Here is a 20,950-nt window from a genome sequence, read left to right on the forward strand (position 1 = left end):
CTCGGAGAACATCCGTCCGAACACCTACAACAACGGAGTGCTGTAATTGGTTTCTAACTTTTTGCAACTCCCCTTGTTGTTTCTTAATTTGACTTTGTATAAGGGGCAGACCTACAAAACTGTATTTGGTATTGATCACATCTGGGTTTATTAAATGCCTCAGATTCATATAAAGTATCCATTTTTAACATTTTGACTTTATTTAAACTATCAACCATATATAAACAGAAGTCTCTTTAATTGTTTTTGTATGCATGAAACCTCATAGCTCCGCTCCTAACATACTGTTTAAATTTCTTTGTGATTTTGGATTAATATAAAGTTTCTGTATAAAAAACATTAACAATGGAATGAACAACAGAGCTATTATTAGATAAAACTTTTTCATAAGACAGTTCAGATTGATATTCATAGCGATAAAGAAAGATATCAATTTGAAGGGAATTGAATTTTCATTTAATGAAAATTATTGGGAAATCAAGTAGAGTTTTTCAGACTGACTCAGATATTTTAGGTATTCAGCCTAATGTCATTTAGGACTACATACAATAAAGTCTCTGACTGGGTAAAAAGCGTAAAATCGTTATCTTGAATATACGATTCATTGATAATGCTTTATTCCAGTCAGAAACCTCTGTTTTATTTGAAGTTGAAGTCTCTCTTAGGCTAAGACTTTCAACAATAAATGGATTAAATCAAGCTCTTAATTACTTAAGTCAATATCTCTAACATTCCTCAATAAATCCTTTTCATCAAATAAATGTTTATTACTTGATTTAATATTATAAAGTATATTTTGAAAAATATCTGAATAATTAACTCTATCTCTTTCATTGACTTTTAATGTGATATCATAAATAAAACTATTATATGTAAGAAAAAATGAACGTGTAAAAAATGATCTTCCATGTTTTTTCGAAAAGAATTCTCCATAATATGCTTTTCTATTATTTTGAAATGTTAATTCTTTTAGCGTATAACCTTCACAAAGTTCAATCGTATCAGCTGTAAGTTGTCTGTATACCTCTTTTAAATAACCATTTACATCCATTTTTATTTCTTTTTCGTTCAATCTATTCACTACAAAAAATGTCTCGGAATCATTATTATTCAAATAAGAAAAGAAAAAAAACTTATCCTGATTTAATTCTTTCCAATTATTTGGATAACAAATAACATCAGTTGAAATTACTTTACATTTCCATTTAGTTGAATCTAAAGTAATACCTTTTTTGATAGTATGGTCAGTAACATTTCCTGATTGAGAATTTGGAGAATTATTACAACTTACTAAACTCATTATACCTACAGTTACTAAACTTAAATATTTATTACAACTCATTTCGTATTAGTTTTTTCTTCATAAACTTTAGCACCCGCTTTAATTCCGATTGAAAAACTAAATCCTCCAAGATCTAGATTAAAATCTGATTTTATTCCAATGTCAACTTTTGAACTTGTTGCAGTATTTTCATTAGACAAAAAGAATCCTATTTTCTTCTTTCCTACTGTCACTTCAGATGACTGAGAAGTTTGACTTGTTTGTAAATCTTTACTTTTGGTACCAGTTGCTTTAGTATCTACTAAGTTTATTTTTCCTGAAACTTCATATTCTGTTTCATTCGTAATTTTTGTTTCATTACTGAATTTAAAAAGCGGGCCCGCTGGTTTATTATCAACATTTTGCATAAACTCCTTAAAGTTAAACCGTGCCTCTGTTGTATTACTTATTTTCTCAGTATTTGTAACTGTACCTTCTGCTAATCCCAATGAGACTTTTACGTTCGAAATTACATGGGACCCCGTTAAAGTTACACTAGTATATAGATTATCAAGTAAACCAAGCCCCGCTTGCATATATTGTCTCACACCTTCAAGTACGGGATACATAGGGTTTCCTATGTTGGGAACAGGTCCTGGCCCACCAGTTGGTGACATTCCATCCGGATCAATAAACCTAATCGGATTATCGAAACAATAGTTATATGGTGAATGCCTGCGCATCTTTTCTGCAAGCGGATCAACTACACTCCACCTACCCAATGTTGGATCATAGAACCTAGCCCCATAATCATACCATCCTGTTTCCGCTTGTAACTCCTTACCGTTGTAAAGATATTTATTTGTCGGATTAAATGACTTACCCGGTATCTGCATTCCAAAAGCATAATAACTGTCTTCCTGCAATACTGCTCCAGCTTCACTAATTGTTACACGGGTGTTGCCCAAATGGTCTTTTAAGTCATAGTGATAATAATAAGCGCTCGTTGCTCCATTCCAATTGGCTCTTCCTTCTTCTGTCGATATGAACTTAATCGTAGTGGTAGTTCCAACGGTTTGCAGTTGTAATCCATCCACATAGTCATCAACCGTTGTGCCAACCGTTTTACGTAGTTTTCTGCCACTTGCATCGTACAGGTAATTGATGGCAGTACCTTCTTTCACTACCATTTGCGGCAAATTCAGGTAATTATATAGGATATTGGTGGTAATGCCTGCATTCTTATCGATCAGCATATTTCCATTAACATCGTAACTGTATTCACCTACCTGTTGGATATCATTTACCTCTTTAAAGCCCTGACTTTTATACGGGATAGCCGCATTGGACTTTTCATCCACATGATCCAGTTGGTTGCTTAAGTTTGGTACCTTATAGGTGTATATGAGCGAATCAATTAAATTGTTGTCATTCCAGCGTCTTAGCTTTAGGATATTACCCATTACATCATAGCTGTCCACTCGTTCTTCATAATTACCACCTTGCATACTTTGGGCTCTTAACAAACGATTCAGCTTGTCATAAGAAAAGGCATACTCCATCATCGGGGCGCTGAACTTGGTTCCACGCCATAGCATGTTGGAAATATTACCATTGAATTGTGGCGTGCTGCTATTATCGTACTTCAGCTCCATCCCGAATTTATCCGCTTTATCAGCAGATGTAGCCGATATCTGTGCCGGGTCATTGATCTTTTTCAGCCAGCCCCGAATCGTGTACTGGTAATCCAGCACCTGGGCATAGCTTTGTCCCTTATCAATTGAATGCAGCTTTTTAGCCGTCAATTGCCCCAATTCATTGTAGGCATAATCGGCAAGAATCACTGGTTGGGCGGCAGCATTCACCGTTCCGTTGATCACCTTGTGCAGGACTCTTGTTTTTCTTCCCATGTGATCATACTGATACCAGTACAAAAAGGTTTGGGTCCCTGTTCCCTTGTTATTGGTATGTACCCGTTTGACTACCAAAGGTTGTCCAACGAAGCTGTATTTGGTATTGATCACGTCCTTACCACCCACGTAATTCTGGTTATGTTGCTGGATCACCCTTCCTTCCTTATCGTAATAATTCACCGTCCAGAGGAAATCGGCACTACCCAACACATTTACCTTCGTTCCGGTTAACAGGCCGCGAACTATATCACTCCTGGTATTTAAGGTATCGGTCTGGGGTGGATAGGTACTGGCTTGAGGAAACGAATAATCATCGTAATAATTAACCGTATAGACCTGTGCTACGCCGCTGGTTGGGAAGGCAGCATTGGTATAATCGCTGCCAACAGGTCTGCTTTCCCATAGAGTGGTGCTGGCATTCACCGCTGTCACCATCTGGGGTTGGGTTACAACCGTTGCATGAACATATTTACCCGTACTGGTGATCCTGCCCAACGCATCGTACTTAGTATAGGTCCATTCCTTGGCTGCCCGCTGGTTACCATCCTGGGTTAGTACCAATTGATCCAGTTTGTTATACACTAGGTATTCCCAATCTTTGCCCGGGATCTTCTTTTCCACCACCCGCTGGCGGCTGTCATAATGATAACCGTACATCAGGTCTTTGAACAGAGCATCAGTCTCAATAAAGCTGCTAACCGTTACAGCCGGAGGAAGCACGTAACGCAGGTTGCCAAAATCATCGTAGACGTAATAAGTCGAGAGGGTTTCGGTGGTTCCGGCTGGATTCTTATTGAATGTTCGCTTTAATACTACTTTTCCTTCTTTGTCCTTGAATTCTTCTACTTTTCCGGGCAGTCCATCAGCAGGCCTCCAATTCTCATCCATCAGGATGGTTTTGTACAACTGATTAGCCGCGTAATTGGTCGTTCCGGTAGCTCCACTCGCGGTGACCGTCCAGAGTTTCACCTCCGTGGCGGTATTGGTGCCGTATTCAGTCTTTACAGTATTACCTAAAAGCGTACTGGCTCCTGAGGCATTTTTTAAAACCCTGAAAGCTTTGCCCGGAGCGCCTTGTTCGGTCGCCCGGTTTAAAGGTGAAGCTTCCAGCATGGTTTCTGCAAACGGGAAACTGGTCGTATCAATGCTTTGGGTGGCCAGTTTATAATGCGCCCATACGCCTTGACCCGCAGTTAAGGCATTGGTTTTATAACTGCCATCCTGTGATCCGGTGATATTAGAATAAGGCAGGTATTTCTTTACCTCCCGTCCAAAAGCATCGTATTCAAAGGGCTGTACGATATCCTTGGCATTGGTAGTTGCCTGTTTCTGTACTGTTTGTAGTGGTCGACCCAATCCATCATAATATTGGATGGAGGTTTGCTGCTGGGTATAGGTGAGTGCATTTTGCGCTGCTGCCGTGGTTACCGGAACCAGCGGCGTACGGGTTTGCACATAGTTCTGATTGCTGCTCTGGGCATAAAGTCCGAGGCTACAAAAGGTCAATAAAGCACTTAACGCACCTTTACTAGAAAAATGTTTTTTCATATGGCTGGTAGGTTTATTGTTTGTAGTTATAGGTATGGTCTTTTAAAATGAAGCCATCGGCATCCTTAATGTATTTCAACCGCCCAAATTCATCATATTCGTAAAAGGCTGTTTGTCCTTTGACATCCGTAGCACTGGTCATGCCCACCAACGGATCATAGGTATAGCTTGTCATTTGGGCATCAAACGGATACACACGTATATCATCCACATATTGGGTAGTCGTAAAAGCTTTGCTTCCGGTATAGGTTTCTTCTTTATATACCCATTTACTTCCGTCAAATTCAAACCAGCTGATCAGGTAGCTACGGGTATTGGGTTTTGTAAACGAAACTGTAAAATTGCGATTGTAATTACATTTCTTTCCGGTATGAAATTTTACTATTGAAGCGGCTGCATCTTCCTCGAAGCTTTCAAAATAAAACTCATTCTCTGCGGCATTTTTACACTCAGCAAGCAATGATTGATTGGCAGCAGACCATTGATAGCCTATTTTGGCTCCATCCGTAAGCGATTGATTTAATAAATTACCGTAAGTATTATAATTATTGAACTGAACCCGTTTCTCTAGTTCTGCACTTCCTGATTGGGCTTCTATAGTTTCTGGTAAACACAAATTGCTGCTAAATACTTTGTATGATGTTCTTATCTGTTCCAGTTTGGTAGCACCAACATATCTGCTACTTTCCATTAGTGCTGTAATATTGTTTTTAGCAACTAATTGTTGTCTTGCTGTTTCAGCAGTAGCTGATAGTCCGGTAAACGAATCCTGCGGGTATTTAAACTCTGTTGAATACTTAATTTTGTTACTCGCTAATACAGTCTGTTTTGTTTTAAGGAAATGTGCAGGATTTCCATATTCAAACAATTGGCTTGTACTTACGGAATCCGTACCATAATACTGGCGAGTTACAGTTGAATCCAGTCTTAACCATTTAGACTCCAAATGATAATCATTAAAACTAAATGTTGCCGGCGTAAATGATAAACCGGAAGTTCCCGGAGGATTTTTATAAATAATCCTAATGGCCCATCCTCGTAAATATTCATTTGCTTTTAAGCTTTGTGCTGAATAATGAGCATTCCAGAAGTCTTCTTCCTTTTTATCACTGTAATAATTGATCGTTTGACCGATCAATGAAAAATCGTTTGGCGAATTATACTTATACGACTTTTCATTGAGCAATAATCCATTATGCCAATCCTCATTTGAAGTAGGTACTAAAGGGAAGGAATTCTGTATGTTATACGGGGGAAAGAATGAATAATTATAAACTATTTTGCCATTCTCACCGTTTTCACCATTTAATACAGTTACTGTTGTATAGGCAACACTTCCACCTTTAATACTCCCTAATGGAAATATAGAGCTTGTTGCCTGTTTCCAATAATTTGTAAAAGAAATCACATCCTTCATATTGGCATGTGTATACAAATAAGTATACTGAGGCTGAAAATTAATCTTGCCAGTTGAAAGTCCTGTTTTTTCATCTTTGTACAGATATCTTGTCACTTTATTATTAGAAGTAATCGCATCATAATCTGTTTTTCTCTTTACTCTTAAGCCGCCTATTTCCCTGTTTTCAGTAACATTAGTGGATGTTCTTTCTACCACTGTAATGCTAAAATAACCGGACGGATAACTACCGGTAGTAGTTAAATCCATGGTATAAGTGCCTGCAGCAAGCCCTGTTAGCAACTCACCTTGACTAAGTGAACCCCCCTGAAAGCTACTAAAATAGCCATTCGGGCCGCTTAAAGAAATACTGCAAGGCGCATCCATCGGGATTTCATCTCCCGGATTCATCGCAACCGCATTATAAAAAGCCCGGACTGAAAGAACTTGCGCCGGAGCAGGAAGAGTAAACTGTTTAGTTACTGTTTGATCTGCCACACTGTACAGGTTGTTATATTTTTCAACATCAACATTCTTTACCCCCGAATAAACATAATCATTAGGCTCATATTCTAAGATGGTGTACCCTTTGGTAGGATAAATCACTTTCTTTAAAATGGCCATTTTTGCATAATTGAAATCAGGTGAACGATCTGCGCCAGTTGTAAAGCCATATTCAGTGTCTAAAGGCAGTAAGGTATTGTTGGATTTGTTATTATAATAACCCCAATGATCCTGAGAAAAAGACAGGCGTGACGGCAAGCTCACACTTGTTTCATACTCAAACTCATAAGTTTGATTGGTATTACAGATAACTTTATCCAGCTTTAAGCGACTCTCTGTTCCTGAAAAATAGGATTGTCTGAATTCATATGTTTCCTTAGTTTGTCCCTGGTACAAAACTGCGATAGAGGCTAAATTTTTCGTTCCGGGTAGATCCAAACGATCTGTTCCATAGTTGAATTGAACTGTAGTGCCTGTGCTTGACTCAATTTTTGTAATTACCCGTTCTCTGATGGTAATCGTATTAGCCATGTTGCTACATTCCAGAATGGTTGGGCCATACTGCCCGGCAGCTAGTTTGGTTCTGGTTTCAGGTTTCGCTGTTAGTAAAGAATATTGATTATTGACATAGGTAAATGTAATCCAGTTATTATCCGGTAATAGGATTTTTGTAAGTAAAAAATTACCTGTAACAGTTCCTACATTACATGTATTATCATAAACACTCTGATCAACATCTTCAAATGAATAGATAATACCTTTCTCATCCGTAATTTGATACTTACCATCAAAATGTTGAATTTTTAGTGCACTCATAGGAATTGTATGAGCCTGATCATATTGGTCAAAGTAGAATTTGCCTGAATTTCCAGGTATACTGTAATAATGTAGATCAGGTTCTGTATCAGTTGTTCCCTCAGCTGCGTCTACCGCAAATTTATAAAGATCCCCTCCCCCATCGGCGTACCAGTTATAAACATTGTTACTCGGGAAAGGCTGATCCGGAAGTCGCTTCAGTGGATCACTAATTACATTGCAGAAGCCATTCGACTCAAAGTCATTCAAACCATTGACTGAAACAGAAATGTTTCCGCCATAGCTGAGTGCCCACCCTAAACCCACATTAGTGGCTGTTTCTTCCACTTTAATTCCTCCAGTATGATAAGAAATTGCCACAGGGAGTGTGAAATCTTTAATTTTTAAACTATAAATTGGAATTGAAATATCAGCAGTACCTGTAAAGTTACCGACAGGTATGTCTCCATACTTTCCTAAAGCAGAAGCCTGTGGAGATGGCGGCGTTACCTGCCGCAATTTAACTTGTGATTCTTCAGGTTGTTGAGCCCTAAGTATGTATGGAATCAATACAATCAGGCTTACTAAGAAAAATTTATTCATAAAAATACTTTAATAATAAGTAGTGTTTGGATTAATGCTTTATAACTGCAGTTCAAACTCAGCTATAATTGCTGATTATCATTAGGATAGATATTGGCGAATAATTGTGTTGTATAATTACTACTATTTTGTTCAGATTAATTCTTTCATTTTAGTTATAGTCCATTTACTAAGGAAGGTATAAAAGGATCAAAAAAATACTCGAAAAAAACTAATAGGTATTTAATTAGTTTTTAGTTTCACTTTAAAAAAAGGAAATTATTTCAAAAACGGCATGAAAAAGTTAGGCACATGATGTCAAATAGTTATTTAATAATAAAAAAATAGGCTTTGATATTGTTTCATAGATAGATCCAAAGATGTCAAATATTATTTATAATTACTATTCGTAACATTTAATTAAGTACCTACTTTTTGTTTTTAAGAAAAAACTGAAAACAAAAACACAATACTGTATCCTAACAAATAAATACGCAACATTAATGGGGTATAATCGAAAATCCTTTAAACTTATTAATGTATAATAACCTTAAATCCTTGTTTCAACATTTTTTTGAACTTCCTATTTCATAAACTCCATAAAATTGTTAATTTAATATAGTTGTTACCATTTATATCCTTCTAACTACCATTACGTTACAAACGTTATATATTTTTCCTGATTTTCCCGAATTAGCTCTTACCTCCGTACCAATAAATAGACTAGACAAGAATCAAAAAGATTCTGTTAGCACACTTTTAATATTCAATTCTTATGAAAAATTCACCTGGAGGTAGTATTTTATTTAATGTAGGCGTTGTTTGTATTCATTTTTTGTTGTTAATACCCTTTAACCTATTGGGTCAACAACTTGAGGTTAAAAACTTTGTCGTATCGGGAGGTTTCAATCAAAGCTCTCCTCAAACTTATTCAGCTACTCCTTCCCATGCGGTTGTTATCGGAAAAGGCTCCAGTATAACTGGCGGCTCGATTGGTAGTGATCAACTCATTAAAGTACTTGGAAAAGCGTCGATATATAGCAATTTATACAGCAATGGCACTATCTATCTTGGTGATTACACGTTAGTAAAGGGGACAATTGCTGCAGCCAATTCAGGAAAAGAATCTGGAAACGTTTTAAAAACCGGAATTTCGCAGCAATTAAAGGGAAATATTGATGTTAAAGGTTCAGTATACATCCGAAGCGGAAGCGTATTGGGGACGGTAACTATACCGAAAGGAAGTTCATATTATGGCCCTTCACCTTCAGGAGGAAAGAGGTACGCGAGTCCTAAGCTTCCCATATTACCTCAGATGCCTGCAATTACTGAATTTCCAAAAGCAGGAGATAAAAAGATAACCGAAACCCAAGAACTTACTCCGAATTGTTACGGGCCCATGGAATTAACGGGAGGTAAAACCATTACTTTTTCAGGGACCGGAACCTATGTTTTCAGTTATATTAAGAATTCAGGCGCTAGTCCCAACAAGTTTATTTTTGATTTCAAAGGTGATAAAACCGGTGTTATTAAACTATACATTCATGGGGATGTTGACTTAAATATCAGCAATGTAGATATCATTAATGGAGGTGATGCGTCAAGAATTTATGCAGAAACACATGGAACCGGTAATAGTTGCAAACTAGGTAATTATGCATGGACCATGACCAATTATCTTGCAAATAATCGTTGTTCAGAGTGGTTTGGAACAATCTGGGCTCCGTACGGCGGCATTAATATTGGAAGTGGTTCCAGTTCTTCAAGTGTAAAAGGTGCATTACTAAGTGGTACAGTTGTTAATATTCAATGTGGAGTAAAAATAACCTATTGTCCTTTTACTGAATGTACTCCGCCAAAGGTAAATGCAGGTGATGATGTTGAATTTACGTGTCCACAAACTCAAGTTACCTTAAACGGATCCTGCACTACAGCTCCGGTACAAATTAAATGGACTGCATTAAACGGTGGACATATCGTTACGGGAGAAAACACTTTATCGCCAACGGTCAATTCAAAAGGAACATATGTATTAACAGCAACTAAAGATGGCTGTTCGGCTTCAGATACTGTAATCGTCACTTATAAATCTTGTATTTTACCATTCTATCCTCCTCCTGTAAATGGCAAAGATAGTAGTCTTATAGGTGCCGAACTGACGTCGCTGGCAGTATATGGCGACTCGATTCAGGATCCTGAACAGAAAATATTTGTACTTAGTGGTGATAGTGTTTGGGTAGAAGTAATTGCGATTGAGGGGCAGTTTCAACAACTACAGTCCTTATTGCAAACAAACGAATACGGCCTTACCAACCTTATTGACAATGGTGAGTCTCAATTCATTGTTTCGGGTCGCATACCGATTGATAATCTCACTAAATTAAATCAGTTACCGCAACTGATTAATTACTGTCGCCCGTTATTTCCTCCAGTAGGTAGTGCAGGAATTACCACTTCCCAAGGAGATATAGTGATGCGGACCAATTATCTCCGAAATGGATATGAGCTCGATGGAGATAGTATAAAAGTTGGTGTATTATCTGATAGCTATAATACTCGTCCGGGCAACCCGGCACAAACAGATGTAGCCAATGGCGATCTTCCTGGATTAAATAATTCAGCCTATCCTGTACCGGTACAAGTTTTAATGGAATTTCCTTTCGGACGCAGGGTGGATGAAGGAAGAGCTATGCTCCAGATTATCCATGATATTGCACCAAAGGCACAGCTGGCATTCAGAACCGGATTTATTAGTCCGGGAGATCTGGCGCAGGGAATACTTCAACTTGCAGCGACTAACTGTGATGTTATTGTTGATGATGTGACCTTCATCACCGAACCGTTTTTTCAGGATGGGGTGGTCTCCCAAGCAGTAGATCAGGTTAGTGCACAAGGGGTCGCCTATTTTACTTCAGCGGGTAATTTCGGCAACAAATCCTATCAAAGTGTTTTTGTTCCTGCTACCCCTCCGGCTGGGGTTTCGGGACAGGCACATAATTTTAGCGGAACTGGAGACGTGCTGCAAAACATCTCGTTGCAACCTGGAGATTATACGATTGTATTGCAATGGCAAGACGCATTTTATTCGCTTGGACAAACACAAACCGGAACCGTAAACGACCTGGATATTTACCTCACAGACGATAACGGCTCCACCTTATTTGGCTTTAACCGCAATAATCTTGGCGGTGATCCTATCGAAATACTGCCTTTTACCGTTATCTCTCCAACAACCACTAACATTCTGATTACTCGTCCGTCAGGCACGGGATCGGTTTCGTTTAAATACATAATATTTAGAGGTGATGGTACCATTAATGAGTATAATTCAGGCAATTCCACCATTGTCGGACAAGCAAATGCTGCCGGAGCTTTTAGCATTGGTGCGGTTCGTTATACTCAAACTCCTGCTGCAGGTGTAAACCCTCCTTTGATTGAAAGTTTCTCTTCTTGGGGAGGTACTCCTATTAATGGTCAAACCAGGCAAAAACCGGATTTTACTGCTCCCGATGGCATTAACACATCCATTAATTTTGATGCACCTGATCTTGAGAGCGACAGAATCCCAAATTTCTTCGGAACATCGGCCGCGGCTCCACATGCAGCTGCTGTTGCTGCACTCCTCAAACAGGCTCGTAAAAAATACTATAATCAACCCTATAACAACACTGAATTAAGAGAATTACTCAGCAGTACCGCTCTGGATATGAATACTCCCGGATTTGATTTTATAAGCGGTAATGGCTTTATACGAGCCGATGTAGCTATTCAATCTTTAGCGGCGGCTAAGCCAGAACTTATACGATTATTGGTTCCTGAAAATGTGGCTCCCGGAAATGAGCCTTTTACCCTAACGCTGAGGGCCAGTTATTTGAGCGCTACTACAAAGGTGTTGTTCAGAGATGATACGCTTGCCACCAATTATGTGAATGATAGTACCGCAACAGCTCCTATCCCTGAATTTACAGGCAACCCGTCCATCAGGGCGTATACTCCTTCCAAATCGCCAACGGGCAGAGATGGTGGTGTTTCCAATTCCATAACTTTCTTTGAGATTCAGAAAAAGAATGTCAAAATCAAAGCGGAAAACAAAATTATACGTTATGGTGAACAACTACCCGTATTTACGTCAATAATCACTGTGGATAATAAGCCACTGGACAGTTCAGGTTTAACACTTACTGACCTTGGTTTGGATAGTATTACCTACAACACTCCGGCAACAAGTACCAGTAATGTTAACAATTACATTGTAATACCACAGAGGATATTCGATCTCAATAATCCTGTAGATGCGGGGTTCACGGAGTTGTATACTTATACTTTTGAAAACGGTGTGCTCTCTATCGAAAAAATGCCTTTGACCATAACTGCAAGAGATACCACGCTTACCTACGGTGAGAAAATTGGCGATATCAGCTATACTTACCAACTGCCGGATTCAATTAATTTAGACGATTCAATTGATCTTCTCGACAGCATCTATACTTTTCATCATAATCAATTAGCAACAGATGTTATAGGATTGGTAAACGGAAAGGCTGTGACGATTGTAAATGGTAAAGCGGTACCTATCGTAAATGGTCAGGCGGTAACGATTGTAAATGGTCAGGCAGTAACCATTGTGAACGGAAAAGCTGTGCCAATAGTAAATGGACAAGCTATCACAATTGTGAACGGGAAAGCTGTTCCTATTGTTAATAACCTTTCTGAAAGCGAAGTACAAAGCCTAAGTTTTCTTGCTACAGAAAAAACATTACAGGGCGCACGACAAATAACCAATAAAAAGCTGGTAAATGGCAGTGTTATTACCCAAACCAGTAATGTTGTTGATATTACACAAGAGTCGGTGTTAGATTTTAATGTCAATTCGGCTCAAACTTCCATGTTAACCTCAATTACGGCTGTTAGTCCGCGGGGACTTATTGATGATGAGTCTTTCGCAAATAAACAGGCTGTGACGATTGTAAATGGAAAGGCCGTTGCAATTGTAAACGGAATAGAAATTACTCAAGTAAATGGCCAGGCCGTTACTATTGTGAACGGCAAGGCTGTGACGATTGTAAACGGTCAGGCAATTCCGATTGTGAATAGCCAGGAAAAAAATGCAGTTATAATTGATTCGACCGAAATCGGACAAGGATTAACAAGTCCGCTTAAATCATTAAATATGATAACCGGTTCAAGTATCGGCCTTAACTACATTATCCCTGGATCATTACAAAACGACAACTTTGACATTACTTACGAAGTCGGAAAGCTTACCATTTTACCTGCCGCACTCAGCATAAAGGCAAATGATACCAGCAAGGCTTATGGAGCAGCACTAAAACTGGATTCACTGGCCTTTACGATTAGCAGTGGAATCCTAATGTTTGAAGATTCGGTAAAATCAGTTACGCTGACCAGCAACGGCGCCTCTGCATCAGCCGGGGCCGGACAATATCCAATTGTTCCGAGCACTGCTATCGGAGGTGCAAATACGGATTTGAATAATTACCTGATAAACTATGAAAACGGAACATTGACGGTAGGTAAAGGATTGCTCACTGTAAAAGCCAATAATGTAACCAAAGTATATGGCGATCCAAATCCACCATTTACCGCCACATTTACCGGATTTTTAAACGGAGATACTTTTGAAACCAGCCAAATTTCAGGTCAACCGGATTTTACTACAACGGCCGATTTGCTTAGCGATGCTGGTAAATATCCAATCACGGTATCATTGGGATCATTATCGTCGCCTAATTATGATTTTACTTTTATTAATGAAAACTGTTTGCTTACTATCACACAAGCCCCTCTAACAGTTAAGGCACTTGATGAAACGATTACTCAAAAGGACCCTTTCCCTGAATTTAAAGCAGAATTCATCACCCTAAAAGCAAATGAAAGTCCGAAAGTAAAATTTACGGTTTACCCTTATTATAAAGGTAATCCTGGCGAATATGCTATTATTCCATTGCTGGTTGATTTCTACAATGCAAAGAACTATACCATTAATTATGAGAACGGAACACTTTATGTAAATCCGGATTGTCCTCAAACTAAAAAGTTAAGAATATACCTCGATTGTGTTGAAGAGGTAAAAGGTTCAACCTATAAATACATTGCACACTTCTCGTGTATCAACCCAAATAGTGAAACTGTTTACCTCGATAAAGGAGAAGACAATGTGCTGACATCAAGCGGTTCATTTGATGACACCCAGTTACCGGTTGTATTTGTATCAGGAACCACTCGCTTTAGTGTTCCATTTGATGGAAAAACACTGACATGGCAAATTAAAACCATAGAAAGTGGTAAGAAAACGGCTGTAGCTTCAAATGCAAGCGCTACTTCCGCTAGATGTACCAAAGTTTATAACAATACAACAGCTCAACAATCGAGCGGAGCTGACATCTTTAAAAATGATGTTTCAGCAGGGGAAAGCCTATCCGTTTTTCCAAATCCGGCTGCAAGAAATGTTACAGTAAAAGCAATAAACGGCACTTTAACCGTCAGCAGTTCTAATTGCTTATTGTATGATTTATACGGTCAGTTTTATCCTGTTAGAATTACAAAGAAAATATCTGATTCGGAGTTTGAACTGGATGTGTCGGATTTAAGGAATGGGTTGTATTATATTCTTGTAAAGAATACTGATGGTTACAAAACAGGAAGGATTATTAAGGAGTAACACACCTCATCCCCGGCCCTTCTCCTGAAGGAGAAGGGAGTCCTCGGAATAGTCCCTCTCCTGAAGGAGAGGGATTTAGGGTGAGGTATAACTAAACAACTTTGCACTGTCTAAAAGTCCCTCTTCTTAGAGGGATTTAGGATGAAGTATAACTGAAACAACTTTGCACTGGCCCAAAAGTCCCTCTCCTTGAGGAGAGGGATTTAGGGTGAGGTAGGTGAGGTAACTAAATATTATATGAAGTTTAACAAGATCATCATTTGCGCATTACTGATTAGTGTTCCTTACTATGGAATTTCACAAACTGAAAACACTAAAAATCTTGCTGACACCGTTCAGGTTAATAACTATTTGCAGCAAAGCAAGGAACGATTTAATGATAACCCTGCAAAAGCAATCAGTTTAGCCATTGAAGCAAAGAAACTGGCTGAGAAGATAAAATTCCCTAAGGGGCGGGCTTATGCGTTGAAAAACATCGGAATCGCCTATTATTTCCAGGGTAAATATGTGGAAGCATTGGACAACTATACCCAATCATTAAACCAGTTTAAAGAAATAAAAGACAATGTGGGTATTGCCAATTTGTATAATAACATAGGCGTTATTTATTATGATCAGGGGGATGATGCCAAAGCACTCGAAAATTATCTTCAATCATTAAAATATGCTGAACTATCAAAAGATAAACTACGGATTCTTTCTGCTTTAAATAACGTGGGAGGTGTTTATAATATTAAAGATGCTACTTACGATAAAGCATTGCATTATTATTTACTTGCTTTACCCTTATGTGAAGAGTTAAATCGTACGGAAGAGTTGGGGGCTATTAGCGTAAATATTGGCTCTATCTATTTTGATAAAAATGACGACACTAAAGCCTTACATTACTTTAACAAAGCATTAAAGGCTTATGGAAATTCCGAAGGCAGCCTAAATGCCTACAATGCGATGGGCAAGTTGTATAAGCGTGAAAAGAAATATGACCAAGCATTAGAAAATCACCAAAAAGCATTGGCGCTGGCCGAAAATCTGAATATTAAGATCTCCATCATTCAGTCATTAATAGGAATGGGAAATGTGTACCTTGATAAAGGTGATTTTAAAACGGCACTGTACTTTTTTAACCGTGCCAAAATTCCGGCGCTAGAAATCCAGGCCAAGCATGAGATAAAAGATATTTACCAGGTGCTTTCAAAAGTGTATGCAAAAACCAATAACTATGAGAAAGCATTTGAATACCAGTCTCTTTATGCCAACATTAAAGACACTCTTTATAATATTGAAAGTGATAAAAAATTAGGCAACCTGCAATTTGATTTCGATTTGCAAAAAAAACAAGGCGAGATCAATCTTCTTACCAAAGATAAGGCATTACAACAGCTAGCACTGGAACGACAAAAAATTGCTAAAAACTCGTTAATCGCTGTTCTAGGTCTGATCTGCATTATTGGTTTAATTTTGTACCGTGATTACCGCAATAAAATCCGTCTAAATAAGCTACTCGACCAGCAGAAGGTTGAAATTGAAAATCTGTTAGCTAATATTTTACCGGAAGAAGTAGCTAAAGAACTCAAGGAAAAGGGACAGGCAACACCTCGCTATTACGAGAGTGTTTCCGTGTTATTTACAGATTTCAAAAGCTTTACAGCCATTGCCGAAACATTATCTCCACAACAGGTGGTAGCTGAACTTAGTGAGTGTTTTACGATGTTCGATACGATCATTGAACGGAATAATCTTGAAAAGATAAAAACAATCGGAGATTCTTATATGTGCGCCGGCGGTATCCCTACAGTTAATTCAACGCACCCCATCAATATCATGAAGGCTGCTTTTGAAATACTTGGCTTCATGAACGAGATCAATAACAGACGAAAGTTAAATGGTGCCACACCATGGGAAATTCGCATTGGTATTCATACCGGACCGTTAGTAGCCGGTGTTGTTGGCAAGAAAAAGTATGCGTATGATATTTGGGGCAGTACGGTAAATATTGCCAGCCGGATGGAGAGTAATGGAGAACCCGGCCAGATCAATATTTCAGCAGCACACTATGAACTTATTAAACATGAATATGAATGTGAGTACCGGGGAAAAATTCTTGCTAAAAATGCTGGTGAAATAGATATGTATTTTGTTAAGCAGAAAGTCACAGTGCGAAACATTGAAGTTTCTGCCTAAAACCTATCCCAGTTGAAGCAAATACTGATGCTTAATGGGTTCCCGTAATTGCTGAGATGAAATTGTATGGTAATGATGATTTTGCAGAAATTTGATCTGTAATGTCTCCCATTCCTCATCCGAATTTACAATGGAGTAATGCAAAAACTCCTTTCGCAAAGTTTCCCCTATCTTATAAAAATCATCCCGGCCTAAGTAATCAAGATCGGCATCACAAATAATCTGTTCCAATAAATTATGGGGTTGCTGCGGAATTTTAGTCGCCATAATCAACGATGTTATCTGCTCCTTATCTTCCTTACTAAAACCAAAACGATCTGCATCCATTAAAAAAAGGCTACAGCTATAAGTCTCATGGTCTTTATAGGTATTTAAAAAACCAGAATCATGATACAAAGCGGCAACTTTTAGCAAATGAAGTTGATGCTTATCGGTTACACCTTCCCGTTTAGCGATCTGTTCACTTTGAGTTAATACATCGGTTGTGTGCTCTTTGCAGTGATAAGTTAAATGCTCGTCCAGTTTCGAAAGTTTATCAAAGACAAGCACTCGTAACTCCTCAAAAACTTGATCATACATAGCTGTTAGTACAGATTACCTACAATTTATTGATTTTTAATTGGATATTATCCATAATGGAGTAGAAATTATGGTTTTACTTAAATATACTTACATTTACTTTAATAAACATCCTGAAAACATCAATTTTAACACATCAATGAATAATCAACTTGCTGAAAAACTCCATGCTGAAGGCTTGATTAATGATGCGTCTTTTAGCAAGATTAATGAACGCAACAGTAATCCCCTATTTTCAGTTCACTGGGAATTAAAATCCTTATTGTATATCGGGGTAATGTTATTGAGCTCCGGACTTGGAGTTTTGGTTTACAAAAACATTGATACCATTGGTCACCAGGCCATTTTAGCTTTTATAGCGATGGTATGTGGTACTGGTTTTTGGTATTGCTTCAAAAAGAAAGCGCCATTCTCCACAGAAAAAGTTAACTCACCCAACTCCTTTTTTGATTACGTATTACTGCTATCATGTCTGACTTTTTTAACCTTTGTCGGCTATCTTCAATATGTATATACTGTATTCGGCACTAACTACGGAATGGCCACATTCATTCCGATGGTCGTATTGTTTTTTGTGGCTTATTACTTTGATCATTTAGGGGTTTTAAGTTTAGCCATAACCAACCTCGCTTTGTGGATGGGCCTATCCATCACTCCTACCCGTTTTTTGCAAGACAATGATTTTGATAGTGAACGTATTATTTATACTGCTTTACTTTTAGGGGTGATTTTACTATTTGCAGCCTATTTTTCTGAGCGGCAAAACATCAAAAAACACTTCAAATTTACCTATCAGAATTTTGGACTACATATCACTTTTATAGCCTTGCTGGCTGGTTACTTCTATTACTATTTATCAGTTTATGAAGTGGAACTTTCCTATTACCAACCTTTTGCTTTTGCCTGGCTGTTAATTTTAGGTGCTCTTGCTTACCTATATTATATAGATTCAGTAAAAAGCAAATCGTTTTATTTCTTATTGATTATTACCCTCTATAGCTATATTGCTATCAGTTGTTTAGCGGTGCGAGTATTTATGGCAATGGACGACATTGGAGCTGTGTACATGGCGTTTATGTACTTTATTGGATCAGCAGTAGGTATTGTTTTATTTCTAATTAACGTTAACAAAAAACTTAAATCAGCATGATCGTCTACAATAAAACCTGGCTTGATAACTTAAAAATACAGCAGGAAGCTGAACAAGCCAACGATAACGGATACATATCTGCTGAGGAACTAAAAAACATTCAACAGAAATATCCGGTTGGGTTTTACACTCCGAATTTATTTATCAGAATAGGCTTATTTATTCTGACCTGCATCATCATACTTTTTTCCTGCGGCCTGATCGGGTTGATACTGGCTGATGCCATTGACTCTGAAACTGGTTTTGCTGTGTTAGCTATTATTGGAGGTATAAGCATTTATGCAATTTTAGAAAGAGTAATGATAAAAGACAAACATCATTATCGCTCAGGGGTTGATGATGCTTTACTCTATTGCAGTGCGATACTAATTTCATCAGGTGTTTATATTTTGCTTTATAAAATGATGAATGATAATCTGGATGTATATCCGGAAATACCTGCCTTTTTGCTGTGTGTTTTTGCGGCACTTCTCACGCTCAGATTTGCCGATTCATTAATGTGTACGATCGCCTATTTATCTTTTTTCTTTTGCTGTTATAGCATTATCATAAAGAGTTCATCATGGGGAATAGCAATCGCTCCTTTCTTTTTAATGTTGATTTCGGCCTTGGTTTACCTTTGGGCTGCTAAAACAGATAAAAAACAAAAGGCAATGAATTACAGCATTTGTCTTATCATTTTACAAATTGCAAGTTTAACCACCTTATACCTTTCCGGAAACTATTTTATAGTCCGCGAATTAGGAAGCAGTATTTCCGGACTACCTGAAGAAGCTCCGTTACCATTAGGCTGGTTCTTTTGGTTATGGACAATCGCTATTCCTTTTGTTTATATCGGTTGGGGAATTAAGAAAAAGGATGTGGTTTTAATCAGGATGGGATTGTTATTAATAGCCATTGCAGCATTTACGTTCAGAAATTACTACCACGTTATGCCAATTGAAGTTACGTTAACCCTATGCGGAATAGCGGCCATAGGCATTGCATACAGTATTATAAAGTACTTAACACCGTCTAAAAATGGTTTTACTTACGAAGATTCAGATGAGAAGCATTTTATGGATAAGTTAAATGTGGAAGCAGTTGTTATCGCTCAAACGTTCGGTCCTGCCCAAACACAACCATCCGGTGAAACAGGCTTCGGCGGCGGCGATTTTGGCGGCGGCGGCGCCGGAGATAAATTCTAGAATCAACCGCAAAGACGCTAAGACACAAAGAAATAAACTTTGCGCCTTAGCGTCTTAGCGGTTATTTAAATTATTAATGTAGTATTTTCCAAACCAGTTCTTTCATCAGCTCACCTTCTTCCGTGTTGCCGGTACTTCCAACGCCTTTACTCTTTAAATCGTATTGACGTAAAAGACTGATAATCTGCATGGTTTTACCTTGTGGATAATTTCGGGCAGCAATTTCATAGTCGCCCACAAAAAAAGGATTTACTCCCAATGCCGAAGCTACAGCGGGTTTTGACTTATCTTTTAAACAATGGTAAACAAATATCTTACTGAAATATCCGGCTAACGTAGCAAATACCACCACTGCAGGATTTTCTTTTTTATTAGCCGCAAAGTAGTTAACAATGCGGTTTGCTTTAAGAACATCTCGTTTACCTAATGCATTCTGAAATTCGAAAACATTATATTCTTTACTGATACCAATATTTTCCTCGATCTCTTTTGTACCGATTTCAGTTCCTTTAGAAATGTTGATCATCAGTTTTTCCAATTCATTGGAAATCTTTAACAAATCATTTCCTAAATATTCTGCAAGTAAGGCGGTTGCCTGAGGACTTATTCGTACGCCTTGCTCCTGAACGTGTTCCGTGATCCACCCTGGAACCTGGTTGTCGTAAAGTTTTTTGGATTCAAACAGGATACCGTTTTTTTCAATGTTTTTAAACATTTTCAGACGACCGTCGATTTTACCGTGTTTGTAACAAAAAACCAAAACAGTAGATCGTAAAGGATTCTCAATATATGCCGCAAATGGGTCCTGATCCTTATCTCCTTTATCCTTCCCGAACTTTATATTTTGTGCCTCTTTTACAATTACCACCTGATGTTCGCTCATCATCGGATAACGTTTCGCATTATTCAAAATAGTAATGATATCAGTGTCTTTACCGTATAAAACAGTTTGATTAAAACCTTTTTCGGCCTCAGAAAGCACATTATTTTCAATATAATTACCGATTAGGTCGATATAATATTCTTCCTCCCCATGTAAAAAATAGATCGGACGGTATTTTTTGGCTTTTAATTCTTTTATGATTTCCGAAGCAGTCATTTCGTAAAAGTAAGATTTATAAGGATGCTCGCAAAGTCGCGAAGACGCAAAGAAAAAAGATTAAAAATTGCGT

The 20,950-nt window shown here is 38.0% G+C and carries 9 protein-coding genes; 4 read left to right on the top strand and 5 right to left on the bottom strand.

Features of this window, described 5'->3' with window-relative positions; translation table 11 throughout:
• Positions 1-703 precede the first annotated feature (703 nt).
• From SOLCA_RS11685 to SOLCA_RS11695, 3 genes are read right to left on the bottom strand one after another with little or no spacing between them, the layout of a single operon-like run.
• Complete coding sequence (locus SOLCA_RS11685) at positions 704-1,342, bottom strand: hypothetical protein (RefSeq protein WP_014680658.1); 639 nt, start codon at positions 1,340-1,342, stop codon at positions 704-706.
• Entirely contained in the window at positions 1,339-4,722 is a 3,384-nt protein-coding gene (locus tag SOLCA_RS11690; RefSeq protein ID WP_014680659.1) for a DUF6443 domain-containing protein, read from the bottom strand. The genes SOLCA_RS11685 and SOLCA_RS11690 overlap by 4 nt, the downstream gene beginning before the upstream one ends.
• 13 nt (positions 4,723-4,735) lie before the next feature.
• A complete protein-coding gene (locus tag SOLCA_RS11695; protein WP_014680660.1) occupies positions 4,736-8,020 on the bottom strand; it encodes a hypothetical protein in 3,285 nt (1,094 codons plus the stop codon).
• A 754-nt stretch (positions 8,021-8,774) separates the two neighbouring features.
• Here SOLCA_RS11695 and SOLCA_RS22385 point away from each other — a divergent pair.
• Together SOLCA_RS22385 and SOLCA_RS11705 are read left to right on the top strand one after the other, a co-directional pair.
• The gene (locus SOLCA_RS22385) at positions 8,775-14,681 is read left to right on the top strand and encodes an MBG domain-containing protein (protein WP_014680661.1); all 5,907 of its coding nucleotides are present in this window, start codon (positions 8,775-8,777) and stop codon (positions 14,679-14,681) included.
• A gap of 237 nt (positions 14,682-14,918) precedes the next feature.
• The gene (locus SOLCA_RS11705; protein ID WP_014680662.1) at positions 14,919-16,862 is read left to right on the top strand and encodes an adenylate/guanylate cyclase domain-containing protein; all 1,944 of its coding nucleotides are present in this window, start codon (positions 14,919-14,921) and stop codon (positions 16,860-16,862) included.
• A gap of 3 nt (positions 16,863-16,865) precedes the next feature.
• On the opposite strand, the gene SOLCA_RS11710 is transcribed toward SOLCA_RS11705, so the two are convergent.
• On the bottom strand, positions 16,866-17,441 hold the full coding sequence (locus SOLCA_RS11710; RefSeq protein ID WP_014680663.1) for an HD domain-containing protein: 576 nt from the start codon (positions 17,439-17,441) through the stop codon (positions 16,866-16,868).
• A 139-nt stretch (positions 17,442-17,580) separates the two neighbouring features.
• On the opposite strand from SOLCA_RS11710, the gene SOLCA_RS11715 reads away from it, so the two are divergent.
• Together SOLCA_RS11715 and SOLCA_RS22390 are read left to right on the top strand one after the other, a co-directional pair.
• The gene (locus tag SOLCA_RS11715; RefSeq protein WP_042481197.1) at positions 17,581-18,591 is read left to right on the top strand and encodes a DUF2157 domain-containing protein; all 1,011 of its coding nucleotides are present in this window, start codon (positions 17,581-17,583) and stop codon (positions 18,589-18,591) included.
• Positions 18,588-19,778: a hypothetical protein gene (locus tag SOLCA_RS22390; RefSeq protein ID WP_014680665.1), complete on the top strand. Its 1,191-nt coding sequence runs from the start codon at positions 18,588-18,590 to the stop codon at positions 19,776-19,778. Before SOLCA_RS11715 ends, SOLCA_RS22390 begins: the two co-directional genes overlap by 4 nt.
• Positions 19,779-19,851: 73 nt before the next feature.
• Here SOLCA_RS22390 and holA read toward each other — a convergent pair whose 3' ends face one another.
• A complete protein-coding gene (gene holA / locus SOLCA_RS11725) occupies positions 19,852-20,877 on the bottom strand; it encodes a DNA polymerase III subunit delta (protein ID WP_014680666.1) in 1,026 nt (341 codons plus the stop codon).
• Positions 20,878-20,950 lie beyond the last annotated feature (73 nt).

It is taken from the genome of Solitalea canadensis DSM 3403 (assembly GCF_000242635.2).
GTDB lineage: Bacteria > Bacteroidota > Bacteroidia > Sphingobacteriales > Sphingobacteriaceae > Solitalea > Solitalea canadensis.

Bases quoted from the DNA above. Each gene is read 5' to 3' on its own strand.
- SOLCA_RS11685 (WP_014680658.1), bottom strand. From the start codon at position 1,342: ATGAGTTGTAATAAATATTTAAGTTTAGTAACTGTAGGTATAATGAGT.
- SOLCA_RS11690 (WP_014680659.1), bottom strand. From the start codon at position 4,722: ATGAAAAAACATTTTTCTAGTAAAGGTGCGTTAAGTGCTTTATTGACC.
- SOLCA_RS11695 (WP_014680660.1), bottom strand. From the start codon at position 8,020: ATGAATAAATTTTTCTTAGTAAGCCTGATTGTATTGATTCCATACATA.
- SOLCA_RS22385 (WP_014680661.1), top strand. From the start codon at position 8,775: ATGAAAAATTCACCTGGAGGTAGTATTTTATTTAATGTAGGCGTTGTT.
- SOLCA_RS11705 (WP_014680662.1), top strand. From the start codon at position 14,919: ATGAAGTTTAACAAGATCATCATTTGCGCATTACTGATTAGTGTTCCT.
- SOLCA_RS11710 (WP_014680663.1), bottom strand. From the start codon at position 17,441: ATGTATGATCAAGTTTTTGAGGAGTTACGAGTGCTTGTCTTTGATAAA.
- SOLCA_RS11715 (WP_042481197.1), top strand. From the start codon at position 17,581: ATGAATAATCAACTTGCTGAAAAACTCCATGCTGAAGGCTTGATTAAT.
- SOLCA_RS22390 (WP_014680665.1), top strand. From the start codon at position 18,588: ATGATCGTCTACAATAAAACCTGGCTTGATAACTTAAAAATACAGCAG.
- holA (WP_014680666.1), bottom strand. From the start codon at position 20,877: ATGACTGCTTCGGAAATCATAAAAGAATTAAAAGCCAAAAAATACCGT.